The sequence below is a fragment of the Legionella erythra genome, assembly GCF_001467615.1.
In the GTDB taxonomy this organism is placed as follows: Bacteria; Pseudomonadota; Gammaproteobacteria; order Legionellales; family Legionellaceae; genus Legionella_C; species Legionella_C erythra.
On sequence record NZ_LNYA01000023.1, the window covers coordinates 64,588 to 91,427 of the forward strand.

The following is a 26,840-nucleotide window of genomic DNA, read 5'->3' on the forward strand; positions in this document are numbered from 1 at the left end:
ATAGTCCGGCAATGGCTGCCATTGGTGTCGATTATTATTCTTCATAGGCCTGCTGGCCAATGGATGGATGCCCGCCTGCGCGGGCAAGACATTAGGAAAGAGACCCTTGCCTTAGTAAGACATCCAACGGTCTTTGCGTTTTGCTTGAGGGCAAAACGTCAGGAGATTATTGCCTTGCCTGAGCAAGACCCCACAGGCAGGGCTTATGGCTCATTATAGCTTTGCTGGCGGTCGCAAGGTTTCCAGAGTATACCCATGATCAATCACGTTGTCTTGGGCTGAACATCAGCTCACTTGATGGCCGCTAAATGACCCCATTTCGCATCCCAGGCCATGCGCTTAACCTGTTTATGGGCTGTAAAAAAATGCTTAAGAAACTGATTATCGGCTGAGTTACTGGCTAAAATAACCAGATTGGCGCAGCCTTCAACCGGTATGGAGACCATGTTGTTACCGAATTGCCGCTGCATCATTTCAAAAACGGGCCTTTGTTCCTGGGGGTTGGCTAAATTTACCGCGAGTATGCCATCGCTGCTTAAGTGGCTTTTGCATAAGGCAAAAAATCGGTCATTGTAACAATGCGGCGGGAAATGGCTGGCGTTAAATAAATCCACAATAATATGACGAAATTGCCTTTGCGTACACTCGATAAATTGCAAGGCATCCTGTTGGATAATCTCAAGATTGGCGAGCCTTGAGAGCATGAAGAAACGGGAAGCGATAGCCACAATTTCCTCGCTGATTTCCACGGCGCTGATCTTAAATTGCTTTAGAATGGGAGAGAGGGCGTGGGCTGCTCCTGCACCGCCAAGCCCCATTAAACAGCAATGATCAGGAAACTGTTGAGCCATGAATATCAAGGGCTTGATGTAATGCAGAGCAGGGCTTGACGGATAGTATTTGTTGACCAAGGTTTGGATGGCCTTACTATCAAATTTAAGCCACCTGAAAATCGGGTTTTCATAAACGCGTGTTCCGGTTTCGCTTTGATAAATGCAACGGCCAGCAAACGTTTTCCAAATCATGATGGGTAAGACTCACATTGAAAAGGATAAATGCTGCCTAATTGTAAAATCTGACTTAATTCATCCAGTGCGGTAAAGCATTCATTGAGGAGTTGCGGATCGGCCAAATCGCTTGTGGTGAGATGACTACGGTAATGCTTCACCACCCATTCCTCTAGTTTTTTCAGCAGCGGTTCATTAATGATGACGCCCTGATGCATGGCCGCCAGTTCGTTTTCATCGAGAGGCACTCGTAATCGTAAACAGGCAGGGCCCCCACCGTTTCGCATGCTTTGTTTGACGTCAAGAAAATGAAGCTGGTTAACAGGATTTAGCGGATCGCTCACCCGTTCGGCCAGCGCTTTGCGTACCCGCTCATTGTTTTCACATTCTTTGGGGGCCACAATCACCATGGAAGAATCAGGCAAGGTAAGCAGCTGGGAGTTGAACAGATAAGAACTGACGGCATCCTCAATGCTAATCTCGTCACGCTTGAATTCGATAATCTGAAGATCAAAATCCGCCTTGCGCTTCAGTTCGTCATACACCAGCGTTTGCTCGTTAAAGGCATCTTCATGCACGAGAAAAACGGATTCATTGGCCACGCTGATCACATCATTGTGGAAAACGCCCTGGTCAATGGCCTTAGGGTTTTGATGGGCGTACACGACTTTGGCTGGATTAAGGCCATGGGAGCGGACAATGGCCTGGGATGCTTCAAGCGTTTGGCGTGCGGGATAATGAGTTGGCGAGTTCAGTGTGTTGCCCATGGCCTGCTTGCCATAAACAAACAGATTAATGGCTGGCGTGTTATGCCGTTTGCACAGCCGGCTATGGTTCGCAGCGCCTTCATCGCCAGTAATCAGGCTCGGCGGCAAAGGCGGGTGGTGTCTAAAATACGCCTCCTGATGAAAAAGCCGTTGAAGCAGCCGGCTTGAAAACGAGGCTTCCTGGTGGCGGTGTAAATTGCTGATTAAATTGGCCGCAGTAAAATGAACCTTATTATCCTCTGTATCCAGGCTCGACGAAACCGTAGCGGCATTTGCGGCCCACATGCTTGATGCGGAAAAAGCGGCGCTCAGGATTTGTGGCGCCTCTTTGAAGGCTTTACTGATTTGTTGGGAAGGGGTGCCGCGAAAACCCAACTGATGCAACAAATGCAGGTTTGGCCGTTGATGCGGCGGCAGGAGAGCTTGTCTGAGTCCCAGCGCATGAAGAAACCGCATTTTTTCCAGACCCTGCAGGGCAGCTGCCTGCGGGTTGGCGGCGGTTTGTGCATTAGCCATGGAGGCTATGTTGCCTTCAGCGAGTCCTGCGTAGTGATGGGTTGGGCCTACTAAACCATCAAGATTTAATTCAAAGACATCCACAATGTTTCCTCGATAACAAGATTACAAAAAAATACCGGGCAGTAATTGTTCAGGTCGCTGCAGGATTTCCTGCTCTTGGCTGGCGATAGGGTAACTGCAGTAATCCGCAGCAAAATAGGCGCTGGGGCGATGATTGCCACTTAGGCCAACACCGCCAAAAGGCAAGTTGCTGGCCGCACCTGTCGTCGGTTTATTCCAGTTAATTAAACCGGCACGAACCTGTTGATAAAATCGCTGATAATGCGCCGCGTTATCGCTTAATAAGCCTGCCGCCAAGCCATAGCGGGTTTGATTGGCCAAATACAGGGCTTCATCAAAATCATGGTAGCGGTAAATCTGTGCCAAAGGTGCAAACAGCTCAATGTCTTCAGGATGGCTGACGCGGGTCATCTCAATGAGTCCAGGTGACAATAAGCCGCTTTCGTCTTTAAGCAGGGTCATGGGTAATATTGCCTTTCCTCCTGACTGAAGCAGATTGTCCTGTGCCTTCAAATGGCCCAATGCATGATCATGACTGATGACAGGGCCCATAAACGGTTCAGGCTGCATAGTCCAGTCTCCCACACGAAGATGCCGACTGGCTGCCAAAAGCTTATCAAGGAAGCGATCCCCAGTGGCATTTTGAGCAATAATAAGCCGGCGGGCGCAGGTGCAGCGTTGACCCGACGTAATAAAAGATGAAAGCAGGGTCTGATAAACAGCAGCCTCAATATCACCGATTTCATCGATAATTAAGGGATTATTGCCCCCCATTTCAAGGGCGAGAATGACTTCGGGGCGTTCAGAAAAATGCTGATTGATGCGTTTGCCTGTCGCGTAGCTTCCGGTAAAATAAACCCCCTGAATATCGGCATTAAGTAATGCCTTGCCCGTCGCGGCATCCCCCTGCACGCAGTTAATGACTCCGGCGGGAATGCCTGTGGCATCCCAGCAGGCCATGATCATTTCAGCCACCAAGGGGGTCAGTTCGCTCGGTTTTAAAATGACGGTATTCCCTGCCAGGAGAGCGGGAACAATATGGCCATTGCTCAGATGGGCTGGAAAATTAAAGGGTCCCAGCACAGCCACAACGCCATGAGGCTTATAACGCAGGCAGGATTTGCTATCGCTCGCTGTGGTTATTTTTTCTGCGTTTCGTTCGAGTTGCGCCTGAATAGATAAATTGATTTTACCAATGACCGCCGTAACTTCAGTCAATGCTTCCCAAAAGGGTTTTCCATTATCCATGGCAATGGCTTTGGCCAATTCATCCCGCCGTTGGCCCACCTCGTCGGCAAATGCCTTAAGGTATATCATGCGCTCTTCCATGGGGCATGTGCTCCAGGAACCTAAGGCTGCGTGAGCGGCCTCAGCGGCTTGATTGATTTCCGCAGTGGCCGCTGCCTTTCCTTCCCAAAGGATTTCATTCGTAGCCGGATTTTTAGAGACAAAAGCTAAACCGGAGCCTTCAACCCAGTGGCCAGCAATGTAATGTTTGCCTGAATAGTGCTGTTTCTTCATTGTCTTCCTTCAAAAGAGCGCAGCTTCAACCAGGGGGGCTGCTCGAATGTTGTCACCCTGACGGACCTGCAATAAAGCCGCTGTGGATTTGCTCAGCGTGCAGGTATGGTTTGAGTTATTAAAAATCATCTGACTGATGGTCGCACGAAAATCAAGCTGCGTATTGGCCAGTAAATAAGGACTGCTGCTGACTTCATCGCTTAAATTTTTTATCGTCATGACACGGCTGACTGCTACCGTCCGGATTTGATTGATTGGCGCTTCAATGGTCGGACCTGCATCAAAAATGTCCACATAGGAATTATAGCGGAACCCTTCACGTAAAAGGATATTCATAGCGGGCACGGTTGATTGGTGCGGTTGGCCGATGGCCGCTTGGGCTGCAGGGGAGAGCAATTTGATATAAATGGGATTGCGTGGCATCAAATCAGCAATGAATTGTTTGTTGGTTGAAATGGTTAGGCGATCCGCATCGGGGAACGGCATGTGGAAAAAATGTCGCCCGACATTGTCCCAAAAGGGGGAATGCCCTAAATCATCTGAAATGCCGCGCATTTCAGCAATGATGGTCGGTGCAAAACGCTCCGGGTGTTCAGCAATAAATAAAAATCGTGCCCGGGAAAGCAGCAGGCCATTGTGATTTTTGCGGTGTTCGGGCTGCAAAAACAGGGTGCATATCTCACTCTTTCCCTGGTTGTCATTGACGAGGCTTAATACTTCGTAATCGCTGCGGATATTGAGCGAATGACAAATCCGCGTCCGTTTTGATACTTTGTATGAATAAAAAGGCAATTCATGCCCTGTGGAGGCTTCAATGGCCGATGTGCCAACGACTTCGCCAGTGGCGGGGTTTTCCAGGACAAAAAAATAATATTCATCGTGCGGGTGTTGGATGATTCGTTTAAAGGAGTCACAGGACCATTGCAGCCTTTTTTGTAGCAGATCCTTGTCCTTGGGCAAGGTGGTCATGCCGATACCGCTTAATTGGGCGAGGGTATGGATGGCGTCAAGGTCACCTGCATTTGCACTGCGAAATAACATCATAAAGCCAGCTCCTCAAGCCCCCCTGAGGCTAGATCATATAGTAACAGAGCGCTTAAGGCGGCCCGCTCCGGCAGACTGTCTACAATAATGTATTCTTCTGAACTGTGAATATGGCCGCCTCTCACCCCCAGGGTATCGATTACCGGCAAGCCATGTTGTGCAAGATTGTTCCCATCGCAGCAGCCGCCGCTGTCTTGCCAGTCCAGTTCAAGCCCAAGGTATCTGCCCGCTTGTTGAATACGTTGAAACAGGCGTTCGGTGGCTTTGCAAACCCGCTTCACTGGGCGACCAAAATGGCCGTGTACGCTTAAGGTGTAATCGGGTTGTTGTAGTTGCTTGATTATTTGGTCAAGCTGTCGTTTGACCCATTGCTCATCCTCTGGTCTGGCGATGCGAACATCAAGCTTGGCAATCGCTTTGGCGGGCACCACATTTAATGCTTCCCCCCCGGCTATTTTACCCACGTTAATGGTGACACCGTCTCGTTGACCATTGAGTTGGTGGATGGCCAGCACGGCTTCTGCCAGGTAGGCAATGGCATTACGCCCCTCGTTAAAAGCGCGGCCGACATGAGCCTCACGGCCGGTGACAATCAGGGTTAACTTGCCGCTGCCGCGACGATTTTTAGCCAGTGTGCCCTGAGGCGTCATAGCGGGTTCGTAAATTAAACCGGCCTGATAATTGCCGGCTATTCGCTCAAAAACAACACTTGAAGCCGGTGAGCCGATTTCTTCGTCGCTATTAATCAAAACATCCCAGCCCAATGTTGAGGAGAGGTTGCTCTTTTCAAAGGCAGAGAGAGCATGCAGTATGACAATCAGGCCACCTTTCATGTCGGCCACTCCTGGTCCGCGGATATGATTGGCGTCGATGTAATCGAGTGTTTGAAAAGGGTGGTTAACGCCATAAACGGTATCCATGTGGCCAGTCAGAAGGATGCGTCGTTTCAGCGATGGCCGCTTGCGGATAAACAGGGTTTTGCCGCAGGATTCCGTTGTGGTATCACCGTTCATATTGAGGCTGGTCACTGCGGGTAGAGTCAATGAGTCAATTTGATCGGCAATCGGTTCAAACGCGTTGCTTAATACATCATGGATACGTTGCAAGCCCTCCAGGTTGTGAGTCCCGGAGTTGACTGCACAGAACTGATGCAGCTGCTCAAGCATGGTTAGATTACTTGCCTGTAATGAGTAAACCAGTTCCTCGCGTGCTTTGTTCATTAATGTAAGTCCCGCTACAAAGATATGACATTAGCTTAAATTAAAGGTGTTAGCAACCAGGTGGGCGGGGGTATGACGGGTGACTTGTCAGAAAAAAATCAGGGTCCAATCGTGAGGCCGGTCTCCAGAGTGCCAGTGGGCGCTTTTTCTTTTAAATCATCTTCCAGCCTGTTAATGTCATCGTGTAATGAAACCATTCCTGACATCTCCTGAGCCAGCTCCTTCATCACTTGGGTTTGCGAGTCGCGCTTCAGGGCATTAATTCCTGTGCGGAAGGTTGCCCAGCCTGATGTCATAGGATGTTGTGCGCAACCGAATGTGACAACAAACAACAAACTGCCAACCAGGGATTTCATTAAGCCGACCAGGATATAAAGGGAAGGATAATTAATGGTCAAGTCATGGGTCAGTTTTTCATAGCGGGTAAGGCTGGCTGTCGAGGGTGATTTAATAAGATTAAGCGTGTCGCAGGCTGTTTCAAGCAGCAGGCGCTGGCCACTCAAGCCAGTGGTTGCCTGAGTTTTTATGTTTTCAAGGATGGCGATGCCTTTGTTTAAAATCTCATCAGGATTCTTGAACACAACCGGCAATGAGTCAGGCTTGTGCTTAAGGGAATTTAATTCGGCGATGCTTTCTTCAATGCGCCTGGCGAGCAAGCCGCTGACCCGTTCATGCGGGCAATTCAGATCGCGCCATTGAATGAGCCAATATTTTGCAGGATTTGATACGATGTCCTGGTAATTGGCGTTGATATAAGCATCAATGGCGTTCCAGATGAGTTTTAATTGGTGGTTCAGTCCCCGTCCTTTCACCATGGCCGCGGCCGCATGCAGGTTCTCTTCGAATTTTTTGCGGGTGAGGGGGGACTCCGTTTTAAATGACTTGATAAGGTTATAATAGGCTGACGCAACGCCGCCTCTGTCAATGGCGTCTTTGCAGGTGAAGTTAATACTCTGCGGCTTCAGTCTCGTAATCAGATAGTCTGGTAAAATGTATTTGTTAAAGTGGAACCAGACGGCCTGGTATTCGGCAGCAGAAATAATAGTTGCTTTAATATTGAGATGCTCAAAACTTTGAATCAGTAACTTTTCAAGGATGTTTCTTTCAATGGCTTTGCTGTAAAGGCCATCTTCTGTGAAAACCAGTTTTCTTATCTTCTCACTGATATAAAAATCCTGAATCGTCAGTTGGGCTCTACCATTCTCACACGCTATATTTAAAAATTCCCGAAAAACCTGCTTGAGGGAATATTCCGGTTCGGTATCACGGTATTTGTCGGCTGCCATGAGGCCTTGGTCAGCAGGCAGTGTGATGACCGCTATGTTAGGGTGATCATTTTCAAGCTGGTGGAGGACGCAGGTTAAATCAACTTCTTTAGTGCCTTCGCTGTCATCGCGATCTTTACCGAGCAGGTTGAAGTAGATGTGTGAGATTGTATCAGGCTGTTTAGAGCGGAGGCGTCGAATGCGTTGAACATCCAGCCAGACTCTGAACAAAGGGCTCACACGGGCGATTTCGTCATGTCGCTGCCCCTGGGTGCCAAAACGATACTCGATTGGGTCATTGGGCTCTTTATAATCAAAATGTCGAACGGTGGCTAAACTGGTGGTGTGCTGAGGCTTAAAATTGCTGCCATAAGTCGCAGCAAAGCGACCTATCACGGAGCCCATGGTGGCGGGCGTTAGGCCTTTATTAATAACTCGGCCGTCGTCTTTTAAATAACTGGAGATCTTTTTCTCAAGCTTTTTAGAGTCAGAGGGGCGATGGGTCAGAATGGTCTGTTCGATGTGTTGATAGGTACTGGGCAGAAGGCTGCTGTCGTTATGGTAAATGCAATGAATGAACGCTTCGAAATCATCAATTTTTTTATGAAGGGCCTCAGGGCTGTTTTCGAATGCTGTCTGCATCATGCTGTGGCTATTTGATAACGAGGGGAGGCTGTTCTTTTCTTGCTGTTGTGGGGATTTTTTTGCTTCCAGGTAGAGAGCGTTCAGTGGCTTGATGATTAATTCGGTCAAATTTTCTTCAATATACTCAAAGAAATCTTTGTAAAGGATCCCATAGGCAGTATCGTCGTTGTATTGACCGGTGACTTTGTCCAGGCGGTCAGCCAAATCGGGTTTGAATGCCTTAAGAAGGTCAGCAGGAATCTTGCTGCGAATAATTCGCAGATAGGCAAAGCAATTCCTGTTATGCAGTTTATCGCTGCTGATTGGGGTATCGCAAGATACTTTTCCTCTGGCCATGCTCGTAAATCAACCGATTTGAAGTCTTGCCTATTATACTATGAATAAATAGTATTTGGAATATACGGGGGCACATTGATTGAATAATAATCAGATCGCTTGGCATTAAATAGCATGGTTTTTCCATGGTTTTTAAGGGTATAATCCTTGACTTTGAAGGGATGAGGTAGCGGGCCGTGCGGGAACTAATCAAAAAAACCCATCGACAATGGCATGACATGCTGGATAAAGCGCTTGATTGCGTGGATCAGGAGTACCTGGCGAACTTGCAGCAGGATGCCGCGTGGCTGCCGGGCAAGGACAAACTTTTCGCGGCCTTCAACTGCCCGCCAGAGCAAATAAAATTCCTTTTGTTGGGGGAATCGCCCTATCCGCGCCCGCAATCGGCCAATGGCTATGCCTTTTGGGATAATGCCGTTGGGCCTCTGTTTAGCGACAAGGGATTCAGCCTTCAGGTCAATCGCGCCACGTCCTTGCGTAATCTGATGAAAATGCTTCTGGTGGCCCGGGGGGACCTTCAGGAGGATTGTTCGCAAGCCGCTATTGCCCGTTTGGATAAAAGTCAATACATACAGACAGCGAAGCAACTGTTTAGTGGCATGTTGGAGCGGGGTTTTTTACTGTTGAATGCCTCGCTGGTTTACCGTGAAAATCAGGTGCCCTATCATTCAAAACAGTGGCAGCCTTTTATGAATAGCCTGTTTGACCAGCTGGCGCAATCCTATCCGGACATTCAGCTGATTTTATTTGGCAAAATTGCCGCGCAAGTGAAAAATGCCGAGCGTTTTTCTTGTCTTGTTGCGGAGCATCCTTATAATCTCAGTTTTATCAATAACCCCGACGTTGTAGCCTTTTTTAAACCATTAGATTTATTGAGTTACCATGAAAGACACCGTTGATCAACAGGAAATTGCCAAGTTTGCCGCGCTCGCCCAGCAATGGTGGGATAAGAATGGACCCCTTAAAACCCTGCACGACATCAATCCGGCCCGTTTAGCCTTCATTGAGCAATATACCGGCCTGAAGGGTTTGCGCGTTCTTGATGTGGGATGTGGGGGGGGGATTCTCAGTGAGGCCATGGCCCGTCTGGGTGCTGAAGTGACGGGGTTGGATGCTGAGGAAGACAGCATTGAAACAGCCCGTCAGCATGCAAAACAAAGCCAATTAACCCTGGATTATGTCGCAAGTGCCATTGAAGACTACAACGATGGCGTGTTTGATGTTATAACCTGCATGGAAATGCTTGAACATGTGAACCATCCTGAGGAAGTCATTCGCCACTGCGCGAGATTGCTGAAACCAGGCGGTTATCTTTTTTTATCGACCATTAATCGCACGGTGAAAGCTTATGCTGCAGCGATTGTGGCGGCGGAATATTTATTTGGTTTACTGCCGAGACAAACCCACCAATATGACAAATTTATCAAACCCAGCGAACTGGCTGCCATGGTCAGGCGTGCGGGATTGGAGGTTAACGGTTTAAAAGGTATTGATTACAATCCTTTTGCCCGATGTTCCGGCCTTAAAGATTCCGTTGATGTTAATTATTTATTATCCTGCTTTAAGCCTTGATTCTTTTTCTCAGTGTAACGCTGTTGGTAACGTTGATGGGCATATTTCGCCTGTTCGTCTGTGACGATATCGACTTCATTGCCATACAGGTCAATTCGCGCCGTCTGGGGTTTTTGACAATTGAGGTAGGCGGGTGATGAGCTGTAATAACTTAAGGCTTCCCGTAAGGCTTTCTTACTGAAAGGTGGGGAGTCTAGGCGATCATAAAAATCGACGATTTCGTCAAAAATACCAATTTGTAAGGGTTTTACCTGATTAGCCTTTTTAAAAAAGGCATTAGGAAAATGCTCTATCAGCCAGTCAATAATAATCAGTTTTTCTTTTTTAGCGCTTTCGACTTGTTGATTCATGATCCTACTCTATTAAAGCCTGCGAAGGGTTTTATCGGGTATCGCGCCTCATGCAGTCGGTAATCCGGCTTAGGGTCTTAAGTCCATAAAAAAGATACCGTTTTGCAGAGATGACACGGTTTAAAAACTCTGATTAAACTATCTCATAATTTTAGCCTTTGGCAAGTTGAAATGCGATAGTTTACCAAGGGATTTTCATCTTCAAAACAAATTGTGGTTAAAGCGGGCGGCACTGAATGCCCTGTCTTGGGTTAAGGGATAGAATTTAGCCTCGCTTGTCGTCTTACTTTTTTGTAAGAAATGTCTCAATCTCTCTGCGGATAATGGTCAATTCTATTTAAGAAAGTGAATTGGTATTTTATAAGGCATTGAATAATTTTAATATTTCATTCTGGTGCGCTTAAACCAGGGTGATCGCCCTCTTGTAAACCGGCTTGCACACAGAAAGGGCACTTGCTAGAGTTTAATTAAGACTTCAAGGATAGAAGTCGTAGCAAAAGGATTTGTAATTATAAGGAAATAATAAACACGGACCGTTTTTTCAGAACATGATGTTCTGAATTGGAAGACTGCGAAAAGCCAGGGCACGTTGCCCTGGCTTTATTATTTTAGGCCATGACATAGCCTGAGTGGGACAGGTAATAATGGTCAGGGTAATAAGCGAAAACCACAGAACCGCCCTTAATGGTGTTAATGACCGGCCTTGCCAGCGTTTTGGCAATGGATGGGCATCCCCAGCTGCGTCCGGCACGTCCGGCACGTTTAATGAAATCCGGTTCAACATACCAGGCCCCATGAATGACTACGCGGCGGCTGTAAGCGTTGTCATTAAATCCTCGTTCAAGACCTTGAAGATTCAGAGACAGACCTTTGGAGCCATAATAGGTATCACGGGTCACGTAAGTGCCGAGACTGGTTTCTTTGCTGGACGGACGGTTAGAAAAATGGCGAGGAACATCCATACCGGAGTTCTTACCATGGGCAACATAGGTGTTGTATAATAAACGTTCTTTCCGTAAGTCAAATATCCACATTCTTTGTTTGTAAGAAGGCAGTGAATAGTCAATGACCGTGAGCACCGGCTTTTTAACGGCGCCTTTGGCCGATGCTTTTTTATAAGCGCTCAATGCCATTTTCAATACTTTTTTGTTAAGCTGTGGTGCTTTACGACTCAGGTGTTGCAGTTGAATGTTGGTGTCTACATTCACTTTAGTTGCCGGTGCGGCAACATGGGCGCTGCCGGAAAACAGGGCGGCAGACAAAAAACTAAGAATACTCATAATGCTCCTTTTTTCTAATTAGAATTTCGAATCAAGGTTGTCAAAGGACGGCTGATTATATTGACAACCAGGGTAAATGTAAAATTCATAGGGTCAATATTTACCAACTAGAAAAAAATTACATCAATTCAGTGGCTTGTGATAATTGGTCGGCTTCCGTTTGTATTAATTTAATACGATTGACTCAAATATTAAACTAAACGCAGCGCAAAAAGGGTTAATAATAGTACAAAATTAGATCTGTTTTGCAATAATTAGATCAATTTTTGTGCGATTTCAGACCGCTTTGGCCACTCGTTTTGTTCGATTGTTAACCTGAGTTCCTGCGTTTCTGTTGTAAGAATCCGTTCCCAATGCAACCATTCTGCATTATCATTTCTAGCTTATTTAATGGCTTTATTCGGAGGCATAACATGCTTGAGCGTTATTCATCACAACAACCGCAGGGAACCCGGGCGCAGATCAATAAAGCCTATCGCATTGACGAACTCACGCTGATGAATGAGTTGATTGCCAGTGCCGCTTTAAGCGATGAACAGACTAAAGCTATCCGTAACCAGGCTACCCAGTTGGTGGAGCAGGTACGGTATGAACGTAAAAAAAGCACCGGTATCGATTCCTTTTTAACAGAATACTCGCTGTCCAGTCATGAAGGCATTGCCTTAATGTGCCTGGCTGAGGCCCTTTTACGGGTCCCAGACAATGCAACCATTGACAGCCTCATTAAAGATAAATTGACAGCGGCGGACTGGAAGGCGCATCGCGGACAAAGTGAGTCATTTTTTGTCAATGCCACGACTTGGGCCTTGATGCTGACAGGCAAGGTATTAACACCCGAATCGGCAGAGTCCACACTCAGTAAAGCCATCTTTCGTTTAATTAACCGCAGTGGCGAAGGGGTGGTCCGAAAAGCCGTGGACAAGGCGATGCGCATCATGAGCAAACAGTTTGTGATGGGGCGAACCATCAGTGAAGCCCTGTCGCGGGCACGCAAAAAAGAAACCATCGGCTACCGTTATTCTTACGATATGCTGGGTGAAGCCGCCTTAACCAAGGTGGATGCGGCACGTTATTTTCTCGCTTACAAAGAGGCGATTGAAACCATTGGTCGTCATGCCGACAAAGACATGACTATTTATCAGCGCCCGGGTATTTCGATTAAATTATCCGCTCTGCATCCCCGTTATAATGAATCGCAGCGTGAACGGGTCATGAATGAATTACCGCCAAAATTATTGGCATTGGCCCAGGCGGCCAAGAGTTACGATATTGCTATGACCATTGATGCGGAGGAGTCCGAGCGCCTCGACTTGTCACTGGATGTGATTGAACAGGTATTCTGTGATGATAGCCTGCACGGTTGGCATGGGTTCGGTATGGCCGTGCAATCCTATCAGAAACGGGCCTTTTACTTACTGGACTGGGTAGCAGAGTTGGCTCGCCGCAAACAGCGGCGCATGATGGTACGCCTGATTAAAGGGGCTTACTGGGACAGTGAAATTAAAAAAACCCAGATGCAGGGGCTTTCCGGTTACCCGGTGTTCACCCGCAAGGTGTTTACTGACGTATCCTTTCAGGCCTGCGCTAAAAAACTGCTGACGATGACCGATGCCATTTATCCTCAATTTGCCACGCACAATGCTTATTCTGTGGCCATGATCCTTAATATTGTCGGTAACTACCGGGATTTTGAATTTCAGTGTCTGCATGGGATGGGTAAAGAATTGTACGAGCAGATTGTGCCTGCCAAACGCCTTGGCATCCCTTGCCGCATCTATGCACCAGTAGGGAGCCATGAAGATTTGTTGCCTTATTTAGTCAGACGATTGCTTGAGAATGGCGCTAATTCCTCGTTCGTTAACCGCATCGTCGATGAAAAAGCCCCCATCAGTACGCTGGTTGAAGACCCCGTGAGCAAAGCCAATCAATTGCTTGGCAAAATCAATCAGAATATCCCATTGCCTTCGGCGATTTTTACGCCGGAGAGAAAAAATTCCGCAGGTTTTGATTTTTCCGACAGAGAAGCAGTGGCCGCGCTGAAACAACAATACGCGGAAATGGATTTATCACACTGGCAGGGCAAGCCATTAATTGCTGGCCGCGATGGCGGTCAGGTTGATCGCAGCGTGACATCACCGCAAAATCCCCGACGGCCAGTCGGGCGGGTCAGCGATGCCACCTCAGACGACATCGATTGGGCATTAACGCAGGCCGAAGGAGCATTTTCCGCCTGGAGCACAAGGCCGGTGAACGAGCGTGCTGCCTGCCTTACCCGTTATGCCGATTTGTTGGAAGAGAATCAGGCGACGTTGTTGGCCATGGCTTGCCTTGAAGCAGGAAAAACCTGGAATGACGGCGTAGCCGAGGTGCGCGAAGCCATTGATTTTTGCCGTTATTATGCCGCGATGGCCACTAAATTAATGGCCAAACCCCTTTCCCTGCATGGCTATACCGGGGAACTCAATGAATTGAGCCTTCATGGACGAGGCACGGTATTATGCATCAGCCCCTGGAATTTTCCCTTGGCTATTTTTACAGGTCAGGTGGTCGCCGCTTTGGTGACCGGCAACTGCGTCATTGCCAAACCGGCGGAACAAACGCCGATTATTGCCACTTTTGCGGTACAATTGATGCACCAGGCTGGTGTTCCCGATGCCGTCGTGCAATTGCTGCCTGGGACGGGCGAAGCGGTCGGTGCGCCTTTGGTTGCTGATAAGCGCATTAAAGCCGTGTTGTTTACTGGTTCCACCCAAACGGCCAATCTCATCAATCTAACCCTCGCTAGCCGCGGCGGTGAAATTATTCCGCTTATTGCCGAAACGGGCGGTCAGAATGCCATGATTGTCGATTCCTCGGCACTGCTTGAGCAGGTGGCAATGGATGCGATTACCTCAGCCTTTGGCAGCGCAGGTCAGCGTTGTTCGGCGCTCAGAGTTCTTTACGTCCAGGAAGAAGTTTACCCGCGCATGATTGAATTGCTGAAAGGGGCTATGGAGGAACTTCAAATCGGTGATCCACGCTGGTTGTCAACCGATATTGGTCCTGTGATTGATAATGACGCACTGGGTGTCTTGAAAGCGCATGTCAACACCATGCAGAAAAAGCATGACATTATTTATCAATGCAGCCTGCCGGAAGAATGCAGTGAAGGGTATTTCATGCCGCCAACGGCTATTGCTATTGATTCGATTGCATCGCTTGAAAAAGAAGTATTCGGACCGGTTTTGCATGTTATCCGTTACAAGCGAAAAGCGCTGGATAAAGTGATTGAAGAAATCAATAACACCGGGTACGGTTTAACATTGGGCATTCATAGCCGGATTAATCAAACCGTGGAGTATATTCGTCAACACGTTCATGCCGGTAATTGCTATGTTAACCGCAATATGATTGGTGCGGTTGTCGGTTTACAGCCTTTTGGTGGTGAAGGGTTATCCGGCACAGGGCCTAAGGCTGGCGGTCCCTATTATTTGCTGCGCCTTTGTCATGAGCGTACCTACACCGTTGATACAACGGCGGCTGGGGGAAATGCCAGTTTGATGTCCTTGCCAGAAGGGATATAAATCAACGATAGTTGGGCGTGAAGCCCAACTGCTTTAATCATGCCGTTTGGCAAAAACCCAGGGCAGGACGACAAACAGGAAAAGCCCGCCGACTAAGAACGCTTCAAAAAAGGAAATATTATCAATAGGAATTTGGGTTGGCGGAACAAACCCAATAGCCATGGCCAACAGGCAACACAGCATGCCTGTCCCTGCGACTAACCACATAACCCAGTTACCGCCGGGAACGGTATAGCTGCGGTGCCGATCAGGCTGGCTATAACGGAGTTTAATGGCAGCGGCAAACATAAATACATAGACCAAGAGAGCCATTTGTGCGCTTAAGTCACTTAAAATCCAGTAGGCCGCATTAATCGAATCAAGCAAAATAAATACACTGCACAGCAAGGAAAAGATAAGTCCCTGCGTGATGAGAATATTCACCGGTGCGCCGTGTCGATTCACGCGTGAGAAAAATTCAGGCAATGAGCCATCACGGGCTGACACCAGCAACCCCTTGGTCGGGCCAATAATCCAGGCTGAGACGCCACTTAAGCCGCCTAAAATAATTAAAACAGCGATGATGTAAGTCATCCATGGCATGTTGTACGTTTTAAAAAAGACAGCATAGGCGTCAACCAGGCCTGAGACGACACTCAACTGGGCATTGGGGACAACAATGACAATGGCCAGGGAGCCAAACATTAAGGTTGAAAAAATAATCAGCGTGGAGTAGAGAATGGCTCGAGGGTAGTCCCGTTGCGGATCGCGCACCTCTTCGGCATGCACCGCCGACATCTCCATACCGATAAGTCCAAATAACACGGCTGAAAACAAGGACAGGTTCCCTAGGGAACTGAAATCAGGGATCCAGGAGGAGGGTGCTTCGATGGATGTAGGTCTTCCCTGCAACAGCCATAAACCGCCAAGAATAATGATGCCAAGCATCGGTAAAATGGTACCAAGAATTGCCCCGATGGTGCTGACAATGCTGGACAGGCGCATGCCAAAGCAATTGAGCAGCGTAAAGAGCCAAAACAGGCCCAGTGCACTGCTTAAAAGATAGAATTTGTTATTCGCCAGATGCGGGGCAAACAGGTACGACAGGGTGGCGGCGATAAAGGCGAGAATAGTGGGGTACCAGACGACGTTGTAAATCCATTGCAGCCAGATCGTGATAAATCCGGCACGCTTGCCAAATGCTTCCCGCACCCAGACATACAGACCGCCGGTATTGGGATAAGCGGTTGCCAGTTCAGCCGCAACCAGAGCAACAGGAATAAAAAAGGCAAAGGCCGCCACCACATAATAAGAAACTAGCGGCAAACCCAGCTTCGCGCTCATTGGCAGCGTACGCAGGCTGTCCACGGCAATCACATTGATCATGACCAGGGAAAAAACCGACAAAACTTTCTGATTACGATTCATGGATGTTCCTTCTGGTACGGTGACACAGACTGGTGATGCCAATACCAATGAGGTACTGCAAGTCGTTTATGGAAACGGCGAAATTTAACAGTTAAGTGCGGCAAAATCAACGGATGAGCAGCAGGGGATCCGGTGTTGGGGACAATCCGCGATGTTGCGTGTATGCAGGGCATTCATTCGATCCTGAAGCAAGAGTTAACTGGATTCCCCGCATAACACGTGGAACCCAGGCTATTGGATAAAAGGACGTTTAAACGCGTCTGTCCTGTGTTTGCATCGCATCGAACTGCCGCATCCAGCCCCGCATACGATCAGATCATGTTGCGTAAAACATACTGTAAAATGCCGCCATGACGGTAATATTCCAGTTCATTGGCCGTATCGATACGGCAAAGGACAGGAACCGTGATCTTTTCGCCGTTCTGGCGTCGAATAATGACGGGCAGCGTTGTGCCGGCCTTTAGTGATTCATCAACGGCAATACTGAATCGCTCGGTGCCATCCAGGTTTAAGGTTTTACGGGTAGTGCCTTCTTCAAACTGCAGAGGTAAAATGCCCATTCCGATTAAATTGGAGCGGTGAATGCGCTCAAAACTTTCGGTGATGACAGCTTTAACCCCTAACAGGTTAGTTCCTTTGGCAGCCCAGTCGCGGGAAGAGCCGGTGCCGTATTCTTTACCGGCCACAATGACCAATTGCTGATGTTGAGCCTGATAAAGCATGGCCGCATCATAAATGGACATGATTTCTCCGCTGGGCACATGACGCGTCATGCCGCCTTCAATGCCTGGAATCATTTCATTGCGAATACGGATATTGGCAAAGGTACCCCGCATCATGACTTCATGATTACCACGGCGTGAGCCATACGAGTTAAAGTCTGCTTCCTTCACCCCTTTGGATTTCAAGTACAGGCCTGCGGGGGAATTGGCTTTAATGGAGCCAGCGGGTGAGATATGGTCGGTGGTGATGGAGTCACCCAGTAAAGCAAGGACATAGGCATCTTCAATGGGCTGAATAGCCTGCGGATGACGGCTTAAATTCTCAAAGAAGGGGGGGTGTTGAATGTAAGTGGAGTCAGCATCCCATTGATAAGTCAAGCCGCTGTTGACTGTAATCGCCTGCCAGTGTTCGTCGCCCTTGAAAACTTCGTCGTATTCCTTGCGAAACATGGCACCTGTTACTTTAGCGACTTCGGCGGCCACTTCTTCATTGCTTGGCCAGATGTCTTTAAGGTAAACAGGATTACCCGCTTTATCCTGACCAAGGGGATCTTTACTTAAATCACCCGTGGTAGTCCCGCACAAGGCATAAGCGACAACCAGCGGCGGCGAAGCCAGCCAGTTAGCCCGTACTTGCGGATGCACGCGCCCTTCAAAGTTACGGTTACCGGACAGCACGGAGCAAACCACCACGTCGTTATCGCTGACTGAGGCGGCAATGGCGTCCGGTAATGGGCCTGAGTTGCCGATGCAGGTGGTACAGCCATAACCCACCAGGTTGAAGCCTAACTGATCCAGGTATTGAGAAAGACCGGCTTTATGCAGGTAATCGGTCACAACTTTGGAGCCAGGCGCTAAGGACGATTTAACCCAGGGTTTGCGGGTCAGGCCTTTTTCAATGGCTTTTTTAGCAACAAGACCTGCCGCCATCAAGACACTGGGATTGGAGGTGTTGGTGCAGCTTGTAATGGCTGCAATCACCACATGCCCATGCTGTAAGCTAAAATCGTCACCTTTGACCGGGAAAGACTGGTTTTTCTCGTGATCTTTGCCGGCTTCAACCAGGAATTTATTAAATTCGGCGGCCAGGGTGGTTAAATTCACTTTGTCCTGCGGGCGCTTGGGGCCGGCTAAGGACGGTTCGACGCTTGATAAATCAAGTTCCAGCGTATCGGTAAAGACCGGATCTTCGCTGCCGGCTTCGTACCACATCCCCTGTGCTTTGCAGTAATGTTCCACCAGTGCAATTGTATGGGCATCGCGTCCGGACAATGCCAGATAGCGCAATGTCTCTTTATCCACGGGAAAGAAGCCGCAGGTGGCGCCGTATTCTGGCGCCATGTTGGAGATGGTGGCACGATCCGCCAAAGGCAGGTCGGCAAGACCCGGACCATAAAATTCAACGAATTTACCGACAACCCCTTTCTTGCGCAGCATTTGGGTCACGGTCAACACCAGGTCGGTGGCGGTAATGCCTTCACGTAATTTACCGGTCAGACGGAAACCGATGACTTCCGGAATAAGCATGGAAACCGGTTGTCCAAGCATGGCCGCTTCTGCTTCGATGCCGCCTACGCCCCAGCCAAGAACCCCAAGGCCATTAATCATGGTCGTATGGGAATCGGTTCCCACCAGGGTATCGGGATAAGCATAGTCCTTACCTTCGCATTCGCTGCTCCAGACGGTTTTACCCAGGTATTCCAGATTCACCTGATGGCAAATACCCGTTCCAGGCGGCACGACCTGGAAGTTGGCGAACGCTTTTTGGCCCCAACGCAAAAACTCGTAACGTTCTTTGTTGCGTTCCATTTCAATCGCTGTATTGACGCGCATGGAATCAGGGGTTGCGAATTTGTCAACCATGATGGAATGGTCAATGACCAAATCAACCGGAGACAAGGGTGAAATTTTATTGGCATTGCCGCCCATTTTCTCAAGGGCAGCACGCATGGCAGCCAGATCAACCACAGCCGGAACACCGGTAAAATCCTGCATCAGCACCCGGGCCGGGCGGTAAGCGATTTCATGCTGGGAGGTCCGGGTATTGAGCCAGCCGGCAAGGGCTTTAATATCATCAACCGTAACCGTATTGCCTTCCTCAAACCGCAACAGGTTCTCAAACAGCACTTTAAGCGAATAAGGCAAGCGGTTAATGCCTTTAAAATTTTTTTCGGCTTCTTTTAAGCTGTAATAATGATATGTCTTGCCATCTAACTGCAATTCACATTGGGTAGAAAGGCTATCGTGACCCACTTTCATACATCACTCCTGCATGCTAAAAACGTCAATCATAGCCCTAAAACGATTAACTTTACAGTTTAAAAAGAAGTTTTCTGCATGATCAAATTGAAATGAAAATTATTCCCATTTAAGCAGGGGAAAAGGTGCTTTCAACGCCAGGGTGTAATTCATTAACTGATGACTCCCGGTGATTGATGATCTCATCCAATGTTAAAAACAAAGTTTCTTCCTCTTTGTTCACAGCCGCTTCATGAGTATGGGTTTCGGCAACGGTATAAAAGAGGCTGGGTGCCAGAATGGTCAACGCCACAGAGGCTAAAATCAGGGCAATGGGGAAATTAAAGGCAAACAGCACCAGGCTTGCAACGATGACAACACTGCTTAAAAATATAAGCCCTCCAGCTGCCTGATCAAACCCGTTAATGGTATGTTCACCCTGACTTCCTCCAACCCGCAGATAATGCGGGGAATTGTAGTACTGGTTGACCCGATCCAAAATTTCCACCCATTCCCCGCTCTGTGCCTTTTTTGCTTTATCGTATTCGGTCAGGCAATCGTTAAGGCACTCGATAAACGCATATTTGGCGTTAATAAATTGTTGTTTTTCAGCGGCGAGAAGGGCATGGTCGATATGGTAATCAAAAGCGGTTGTACGCTGGTTAAGAAGCTGAAAAAACAAGCTGAGATTTTTGGCGGTGGGAAAGCGCTCGCGCAATTTCCTGATGAGGGCGCTTGATAACTCATGGAGTTGAGTCTCTGTGTAAGCTTCACTGGTTTGAAAAAAGCGATAGATCATGGTGTTAAATCCCTATATTCCGATGAAAGGACACTATCATGGTCTTTGACGCATCAAAAGATTACCGTGCGCTGTTTTACAGCTGAGAAATAATAATTAACAAAAAATTAATTTTGCTGAAAATGGTATGGATTTTGCAGCACAGATCACCATTCAACGACGCAACGCAGGATAGCGATGGATGTGACCCAATTGCCTGTCACACAGGTGACAAACCCAGACACTATTTCCTCTTCCGGCACTGAAAGTGACGAAAATGGTCAATTTGTTGAGAATGACGAGTTCAACAATGTAATGAAGGATGTGTTGGCGGGCGAAGAACTTAATCAGGAAGCTGAGCATCCTGCCTCAACCCAAACGACAACCGACACGGAGCCAGAGGCCCTGCCTGCAGCGTTACCAATAAATTTGCAAGTAGCAGTAACGCCTGAACTTCCCACCCTTGCGCAAATACCGATGATTGCTGGCGAAGCCCCTCTGGCGGAAGCACCTGTGCCTTTAACCGTGACTGAAAGCCCCCATTTAGCCTGGTTTGCGGCAACAGGGTTTGAACCGCCTAAATCCATGCCACTGGATGAAACCATACCCCTGAATGCCGGTTCTGGAGAGACCGATGCGGCCATGATCTCTGAGGGGCAGGTATTTCTGATCCCGCCTTCCCGCAATGCCGGAAATGTTCCGCCCGTTAAGGGCAATACGGAGGCATTAGCTTCAGACACGCCGGCTAAAGGAGATGACGTGGATGCCTTGTCTCTCCTTAAGGATTTGTCCGGCAATAAAAAAGAAGCAGTCGCCGGCATGGGGGTAGACGATCCGCTGTTATCCATGGCAGAGTCGACCATTCGTCTGGACAAGCGCTTAAGCACGGATGCTGCTGTAAATCATTTTAATGGGGTCATGTCGGCGGTAAACCAGACTAGAACGCCTGCGCCGCCCCCCACGCTGCCAATGCCTGCGAAAAGCCTTGAATTACCGGTTTTAGTGGATAGCCCGGAGTGGGGCAATCAGTTTTCCCAACAGATTACCTGGCTTGGCCAGCAAAAAATCGACAGGGCCGTGATTCGCTTAAATCCTCAGGAGTTAGGACCATTGGAAGTCAATATCAAGTTTCATAAGGATGAGGCCTCATTAACGATCATGACCCATACCCTGCACGTGCGGGATATGATTGAGCAGGCCATTCCCAGGCTTCGGGATATGATGTCTGAACAGGGTATTAATCTGTCGCAATTCAATATCGAATCCAATGCCAATCAGCATCAAGCCGGTCAGCAGCAAAGTCAGGCACAACAACCCGGTATGAGCACACTTCACGCGATAGAGGAAGGCAGCCAAGACGCGAACTTAAGCAAAAACAGCCAGGGTTTGATTGATTATTTTGCGTAATTCCTGATTGACTGATAAGGTAAGCTTATCTTTAGTACAATAGGATGCAGAATGGCAAAACGTCACTTTCTTACCTGGATTGAAAAAAACATTAGCAATCAACGAGATCCTTTCTTTTCCATTCGTTGGGACCGGTTGATTTCGCATGCTGATATTCAAAAGCAAATAAGAAAGGATAAACAAGCGCATGAAATTTATAGTTATGTCGAATCATCGCTTGCTCATCAACAGGCCAAATTAATTAAGATCACATTGCGCCAGGCGTTCAACAACCTCACGGAAGATGATCTGGCTAATACGGCGGGATTTTCCAACGATAAAAAAGCGACTCCCCGGCAAAAAGCGTATTTTCATGCACACCACACGCTGCAATATTATCTAAGACGCGACATCCTTGAGCATACGAGCCGGGCGGCCCGACTGAATGCATTCCGACGCTGGATAGACGTGGCGGATATCCTGTTTTCCAGGCATTGTTATGAAGGAGGGATGTTAGTATCCGTCACGCTAAATCTGCTTGACAGTTATCTTCGATGCGAAGACGAGTTACCGGCGGTAAGCAGGAAAAAACTCAATCACCTTCTGGATATGTATTCACCGGCTGGGAATTTTAAACGGTTAAGGCAGCATATTAAGGATCATCAATCCGAGAACAGTTTTCCGTTGGTCACCGTGATAGGTAAGGATCTGACTTTCATTGATGAAAATTTAAATACCCTACAAAAGGCCATGAATGAGTTCCTCATTGCCTGGAAAAATCAGAAAAAAGCACAAAAACAAGCGATGTATGCCACTGAAGGCCGCGAAGGTGATGTGTTGACTCAAAAGCATTTCAAGATCTACCACGGGCATAAAATCCGTTCGGCAGTAAAGCCGCAACACGCGCATTCCCACAAAAAAGAGGCAGCCCAGGAGAAAGAATTTTCCATTGAAGAACTCCTGGCTTTTCCTGCGGACAAGGCCCCAGCTGAATACAATACCATGCGTAATAATTACCTGGCTGCGGTCAAGGAAAAAATGGATTTCATCAGGACCCTGTTACCTGAAAAAAAAGAACAGCTTCCTATGTTGCCGCACCAATTGCAGTCAGCTTACGAACAGACTGAAAGGCTCTACAAAGAAAACGGCCTTGACTCCCTGCTCGAGGGTATTAACGCAAATACTAAAAAAAGTACGCTGTACTCCGAGAAATTGTTACCCGGTTTCTTTAGCCGAGGCGGCCGTTCTCCTGAAAAACACTGGGATAAATTGTTTACCTATACCAATACTTTTTCAGCCTAAAAGCAACGTCGCTCGCATTGGATAATGCGTCCGTTCCATTGATTAATCAGGCAACGTTGCTGGCAACGGATGCCATGACGCCAATAAATGAGCTGCCAACCTGTCCAGTAATAGCGATAGCGATGTTTAGGGCCGTAGTAAATGTAAGCGGGTGGTGGATAGTACCCCTGATTATACATGAAATAAAATGCCAATTGCTTGCCAGCCGGCAAGGATTGTGTCGGCGTTGCTGTTCTGCTTTCGGCATTAGCCTCAGTGAAAGAAAACGGCAGTAAGATAGCTAAGGTCAGTGCCATGGATAACAACCTTGGCTTTTTATATTGGGCATTCATGATGACCTTCCTTTGTACATATTGACCAAATTAATTATAGTCAAGCGCCTACCTTAAAACAAAGCGCAGGCTTGTTGGCATGGATGGTCCTCAAGATTAATTTTGTACAGACCGTTTTTATTACCCGGATGTTTGGTAGTATAGATAGCATTTTCTGCTATGGCACCAAAAGGATTAGTAATGAACAAGACGATACCCGGCAGTTTGTTGATAGCATTTACCTTGATGTTTCAACACCCGGCATTTGCAGAACAGGGCATTTCACCGGTGAGTCGGGTCAACAGCATCTCGCCTGCCTGTTTGCCCACCATTGCCGTCACCCAGGCGCTTGAAAAAACATATCGCGGATGGGACGCTTTTGTGCCTGCAGCGACCTATTTTCTTGACGGCATTTCTTTTTATTCCGGCAAGCCTGACGAATTGGCTTTGCTTAAACCGGATATCAGTAATAACCGCCGGGCAAAATGGACTTTTTCTCCAAACGATTCGATTTATATGTTGTGTGAGTATAATCAAACCATTATTGCTCTGACTAAAAAACTGCCAGGTAATCTAACCGATTGCGAGGTGATTTATCAAAACCAGGTGATGGGCAGCAAGGGCCCTCTTCCCGGGCGTGTCATTTGTCATACGGCCTAAGTGCCCTTAAGGAATGGGATATGATTAATTTTCAAAACCTGAGTAAAGAGGATTTTCTCTCGCAATACTGGCAGAAGAAGCCCCTGGTTTTTAGAAAGGCGCTGCCCGATTTTGTTAATCCTTTAAGCGGCGATGAATTGGCAGGGCTTGCGCTTGAGGAGGAAGTGGAAAGTCGCCTGGTTATTCATACGCCGGAAAAAAAGCCGTATTGGCATTTAAAGCGCGGCCCTTTCCATGAACGTGATTTCACCCAATTGCCGCCCAGTCATTGGACGTTGCTGGTGCAGGGTGTCGATCGTTTTATCCCCGAAGTGGCGGCCTTGCTTGAGCATTTCAATTGGTTACCTCATTGGCGCATTGATGATGTGATGATTAGCTATGCGGTAGAGCAGGGTAGCGTGGGGCCTCACTATGATCACTATGACGTTTTTTTATTTCAGGCTCAAGGCCGGCGAAAATGGTTGCTGACATCCAAACATTGTGAAATAGAAAATTATTTACCCAATGTCGAATTACGCATTATGGATAAATTTCTCGTTGAAGAGGAGTTTATTTTAGAGGCGGGAGACATGCTCTATCTACCGCCTCATATCGCCCATCATGGTATTTCCCAGTCTTCCGATTGCATGACTTACTCTTTTGGTTACCGAAGTTATCAGTCGCTGGAACTCTGGGAAAGCTTTGGCGAGTACCTGGCCGAAAACAGTCTGCACCATGAGTTATTCCATGATCCGGATTGGAGTAACCTGAAAGGCAGCGGGGAATTGCCTGAGGAGGCAATTCATGAAGCTAAGCGCGTCCTTCAGAACATCCTCGATGACGAGGAAAGGCTTCGTCATTGGTTCGGCTGTTTCGTAACCCGACTGGACCAGCAGGCCGAGGAACTACTGCCGCTTCCTAATGAAGAAACAGACGATCTGTCGCTTTTTTTATCGGAACTTGAAAACAGTCCCGGTTTGACACGCAACAGTTTATGCCGTTTTGCCTATCAAATCGAAAAAGATGAAATGCTGACGCTTTTTATCAATGGCTGCGGCTGGAATACAGAGGGTGTATCGGCCAAATTAATCAAATTGATTGCTGACAAACAGTTTGTGCCCTTGACGGAACTGACCCCGTATTTGAATAACAAGGATAATCAATTGTTTCTCTACGAGTTATGGGAGTTGCAATGGATTGATTGTGGTGTGGTCAGTGGCGTTTAATTAATACAGGGTCCGCTGAAATTTTCTCCCGATACCTGATTGATGTTCTATAATTATCAGGTTTGCAACCTATTTGTGCAATAAGTTATCAAAATTTCAACTTAAGGATGAGCATGTCTTTAATGAATCAGATCACATTATTGATAAACCGTTTAGGTGAAGGGCTGGTTGAGCCGACCGCTTATGATACAGCCTGGATAGCACGCATACCCCGTTTAAATGATCATGCCAAACCTTGCTTTCCTGAGGCATTGCACTATTTAAGGAATAATCAGCTTTCAGATGGAAGTTGGGGAAGCATGAAGCCTGTTCATGCACAAGCCAATACCTTAAGTACCTTATCCGCTGTATTAGCCCTGGGCAGCTGGCAAGACAATGACGATTCATCCCATATCAAAAAAGGCATGGATGCGTTATGGAATCTGGCTGAGCAATTAACAAAAGAGCATCACGAAACCGTCGGGTTTGAACTGTTATTACCCTCTTTACTCGCAGAAGCCCGTCAGCGGTATCTTGATCTGCCCTACGATAACTACTGTAATTTTCAAAGCCATTTTAAAGAAAAACTCCAATTAATTGCGGCTTATCAAAAAAAGGTGGGTAAAAACATGCCCGCAACCTGGTGGCATAGCCTGGAAGTATTAAATACGGTGCCTGATGATGCCAAGGAAATATTGATTTGCGATATAAATCCTCATGTTCTGGAAGAGAATGGCTCTATTGTCGCATCACCCGCCGCAACGGCTTATGCCTTGCTGGCGGCGCGAAGAGAAGGGCATGATCTCCCTGCTGCTGAAGACTATTTAAAAACAATGTTAAAAAAACAGGGTGGTGCCCCCTGCTTATGCCCAATTGAATGAGTTTGAATTATGCTTTGGGCTGGATTTCTTCCTCAAAGCAGGAATGGATGCCACTGATCCATTGTTTACTTCCATTATTAAAAAATTACTCAACCGTTTAAATAAAAGGAACGGTATAGGATTTTCATCCCATTTCCCTTTAATTGATGCAGATGACACGGCGACAGGGCTGTATGCAGCCTCGCTGGCTGGATATCCAGTAAGCCCTGAACCATTACTCGCATTTTTTAATGGCCGTTGTTTTCATGCTTATCAAGGGGAAAGAACGCCTTCTATCAGCGTTAATCTCCATGCACTGGCTGCCCTGAATTTATTCAAAAATCAATCGCCAGCGATCAATGAAATAATCGATAAATCCTATCTGTGGATTAAACATAATCTTGACCGGTTAGATAATCAAATCATTCTCCACGACAAATGGCATACCTCCTGTTTTTACGGCACATCACGGGCGGTTTTTTGTCTATATGATTTTGATCGGGAATTAGCGCAAAACTGCATTAACTGGCTAACTGGACAACAACGACGCAATGGCGGCTGGGGTGCCGGTGATGAATCCACGTATGAAGAAACGGCCTACGTCGTACTTGCCCTTTGCTTTTGGGGGAGGAAAGGTTACCCCATTAATAATCAGCAATTAACCGATGCATTTGACTTTTTAAATGAGGCGGATGCTTTGCGAAGAAAAGAATCACTGTGGATTGATAAAGTGCTTTATTGCCCAACCCTGATAAGAGAGTCGGCCATACTCGCGGCACGATATGCCTTGTCGAATCGATTGTCTTCAGACCCTGCTGTTAATTAAAGTCTGTGCTAATCCAA

22 protein-coding genes are annotated in these 26,840 nt (G+C 47.5%); 10 read left to right on the forward strand and 12 right to left on the reverse strand.

The annotated features are described in order from the left end of the window. Positions 1-219 (forward strand): hypothetical protein (locus Lery_RS15600; protein WP_237759149.1); only part of this gene is annotated, 219 nt, incomplete at its 5' end. Between the two features lie 71 nt (positions 220-290). On the opposite strand, the gene Lery_RS05220 is transcribed toward Lery_RS15600, so the two are convergent. The 6 genes from Lery_RS05220 to Lery_RS05245 form a co-directional block, all read right to left on the reverse strand. Next, on the reverse strand, positions 291-1,025 hold the full coding sequence (locus Lery_RS05220) for a spermidine synthase (protein ID WP_058526206.1): 735 nt from the start codon (positions 1,023-1,025) through the stop codon (positions 291-293). Then, positions 1,022-2,374: an N-succinylarginine dihydrolase gene (gene astB, locus Lery_RS05225; protein ID WP_058526207.1), complete on the reverse strand. Its 1,353-nt coding sequence runs from the start codon at positions 2,372-2,374 to the stop codon at positions 1,022-1,024. Before astB ends, Lery_RS05220 begins: the two co-directional genes overlap by 4 nt. A gap of 21 nt (positions 2,375-2,395) precedes the next feature. Continuing rightward, positions 2,396-3,874, reverse strand: a complete 1,479-nt coding sequence (gene astD, locus Lery_RS05230) for a succinylglutamate-semialdehyde dehydrogenase (RefSeq protein WP_058526208.1) — start codon at positions 3,872-3,874, stop codon at positions 2,396-2,398. Between the two features lie 9 nt (positions 3,875-3,883). After that, positions 3,884-4,918 (reverse strand): arginine N-succinyltransferase, encoded by a 1,035-nt coding sequence (locus Lery_RS05235; RefSeq protein ID WP_058526209.1) that lies wholly within the window; start codon positions 4,916-4,918, stop codon positions 3,884-3,886. After that, positions 4,915-6,138, reverse strand: coding sequence for a hydrolase (locus tag Lery_RS05240; protein ID WP_082657130.1), 1,224 nt, complete (start codon positions 6,136-6,138; stop codon positions 4,915-4,917). Before Lery_RS05240 ends, Lery_RS05235 begins: the two co-directional genes overlap by 4 nt. A gap of 98 nt (positions 6,139-6,236) precedes the next feature. Next, positions 6,237-8,384 (reverse strand): hypothetical protein, encoded by a 2,148-nt coding sequence (locus Lery_RS05245; protein WP_058526210.1) that lies wholly within the window; start codon positions 8,382-8,384, stop codon positions 6,237-6,239. Positions 8,385-8,602: 218 nt separating this feature from the next. Here Lery_RS05245 and Lery_RS05250 point away from each other — a divergent pair, with 218 nt between their 5' ends. Together Lery_RS05250 and ubiG are read left to right on the forward strand one after the other, a co-directional pair. Beyond that, positions 8,603-9,283 carry a uracil-DNA glycosylase family protein gene (locus Lery_RS05250; protein ID WP_058526491.1) on the forward strand — a complete coding sequence of 227 codons (681 nt, stop codon included), beginning with the start codon at positions 8,603-8,605 and terminating at the stop codon, positions 9,281-9,283. Further along, positions 9,267-9,956, forward strand: coding sequence for a bifunctional 2-polyprenyl-6-hydroxyphenol methylase/3-demethylubiquinol 3-O-methyltransferase UbiG (ubiG, locus tag Lery_RS05255; RefSeq protein ID WP_058526211.1), 690 nt, complete (start codon positions 9,267-9,269; stop codon positions 9,954-9,956). The genes Lery_RS05250 and ubiG overlap by 17 nt, the downstream gene beginning before the upstream one ends. Here ubiG and Lery_RS05260 read toward each other — a convergent pair. Together Lery_RS05260 and Lery_RS05265 are read right to left on the reverse strand one after the other, a co-directional pair. Further along, a complete protein-coding gene (locus Lery_RS05260) occupies positions 9,929-10,306 on the reverse strand; it encodes a ProQ/FINO family protein (protein ID WP_058526212.1) in 378 nt (125 codons plus the stop codon). The two genes, ubiG and Lery_RS05260, sit on opposite strands and share 28 nt — an antisense overlap. A 608-nt stretch (positions 10,307-10,914) precedes the next feature. Further along, the gene (locus Lery_RS05265) at positions 10,915-11,589 is read right to left on the reverse strand and encodes a murein L,D-transpeptidase catalytic domain family protein (protein WP_058526213.1); all 675 of its coding nucleotides are present in this window, start codon (positions 11,587-11,589) and stop codon (positions 10,915-10,917) included. 410 nt (positions 11,590-11,999) lie between these two features. Here Lery_RS05265 and putA point away from each other — a divergent pair, with 410 nt between their 5' ends. Next, the gene (gene putA / locus Lery_RS05270; protein WP_058526214.1) at positions 12,000-15,149 is read left to right on the forward strand and encodes a bifunctional proline dehydrogenase/L-glutamate gamma-semialdehyde dehydrogenase PutA; all 3,150 of its coding nucleotides are present in this window, start codon (positions 12,000-12,002) and stop codon (positions 15,147-15,149) included. A gap of 33 nt (positions 15,150-15,182) precedes the next feature. Here the strand turns inward: putA and Lery_RS05275 are convergent, their stop codons facing one another. The 3 genes from Lery_RS05275 to Lery_RS05285 form a co-directional block, all read right to left on the reverse strand. Then, positions 15,183-16,556 carry an APC family permease gene (locus tag Lery_RS05275; RefSeq protein WP_058526215.1) on the reverse strand — a complete coding sequence of 458 codons (1,374 nt, stop codon included), beginning with the start codon at positions 16,554-16,556 and terminating at the stop codon, positions 15,183-15,185. 311 nt (positions 16,557-16,867) lie between these two features. Further along, positions 16,868-19,537, reverse strand: a complete 2,670-nt coding sequence (acnA, locus tag Lery_RS05280; protein WP_058526216.1) for an aconitate hydratase AcnA — start codon at positions 19,535-19,537, stop codon at positions 16,868-16,870. 109 nt (positions 19,538-19,646) lie between these two features. Continuing rightward, positions 19,647-20,315 carry a hypothetical protein gene (locus Lery_RS05285; RefSeq protein ID WP_058526217.1) on the reverse strand — a complete coding sequence of 223 codons (669 nt, stop codon included), beginning with the start codon at positions 20,313-20,315 and terminating at the stop codon, positions 19,647-19,649. Between the two features lie 177 nt (positions 20,316-20,492). Here Lery_RS05285 and Lery_RS05290 point away from each other — a divergent pair, with 177 nt between their 5' ends. Further along, complete coding sequence (locus Lery_RS05290) at positions 20,493-21,701, forward strand: flagellar hook-length control protein FliK (RefSeq protein ID WP_058526218.1); 1,209 nt, start codon at positions 20,493-20,495, stop codon at positions 21,699-21,701. A gap of 51 nt (positions 21,702-21,752) precedes the next feature. Then, positions 21,753-22,982: a RasGEF domain-containing protein gene (locus Lery_RS05295; protein ID WP_058526219.1), complete on the forward strand. Its 1,230-nt coding sequence runs from the start codon at positions 21,753-21,755 to the stop codon at positions 22,980-22,982. Here Lery_RS05295 and Lery_RS05300 read toward each other — a convergent pair. Further along, a complete protein-coding gene (locus Lery_RS05300) occupies positions 22,979-23,314 on the reverse strand; it encodes a hypothetical protein (protein WP_058526220.1) in 336 nt (111 codons plus the stop codon). The two genes, Lery_RS05295 and Lery_RS05300, sit on opposite strands and share 4 nt — an antisense overlap. A 180-nt stretch (positions 23,315-23,494) precedes the next feature. Here Lery_RS05300 and Lery_RS05305 point away from each other — a divergent pair, with 180 nt between their 5' ends. The 4 genes from Lery_RS05305 to Lery_RS05320 all read left to right on the forward strand — a co-directional run bounded on the left by Lery_RS05305 (position 23,495) and on the right by Lery_RS05320 (position 26,823). Continuing rightward, positions 23,495-23,953 carry an STY0301 family protein gene (locus Lery_RS05305; RefSeq protein WP_058526221.1) on the forward strand — a complete coding sequence of 153 codons (459 nt, stop codon included), beginning with the start codon at positions 23,495-23,497 and terminating at the stop codon, positions 23,951-23,953. Between the two features lie 20 nt (positions 23,954-23,973). After that, the gene (locus Lery_RS05310; RefSeq protein ID WP_058526222.1) at positions 23,974-25,158 is read left to right on the forward strand and encodes a JmjC domain-containing protein; all 1,185 of its coding nucleotides are present in this window, start codon (positions 23,974-23,976) and stop codon (positions 25,156-25,158) included. A gap of 113 nt (positions 25,159-25,271) precedes the next feature. After that, positions 25,272-26,018, forward strand: coding sequence for a hypothetical protein (locus Lery_RS05315; protein ID WP_058526223.1), 747 nt, complete (start codon positions 25,272-25,274; stop codon positions 26,016-26,018). A 43-nt stretch (positions 26,019-26,061) separates the two neighbouring features. Further along, the gene (locus tag Lery_RS05320) at positions 26,062-26,823 is read left to right on the forward strand and encodes a prenyltransferase/squalene oxidase repeat-containing protein (protein WP_131750943.1); all 762 of its coding nucleotides are present in this window, start codon (positions 26,062-26,064) and stop codon (positions 26,821-26,823) included. Positions 26,824-26,840 lie beyond the last annotated feature (17 nt).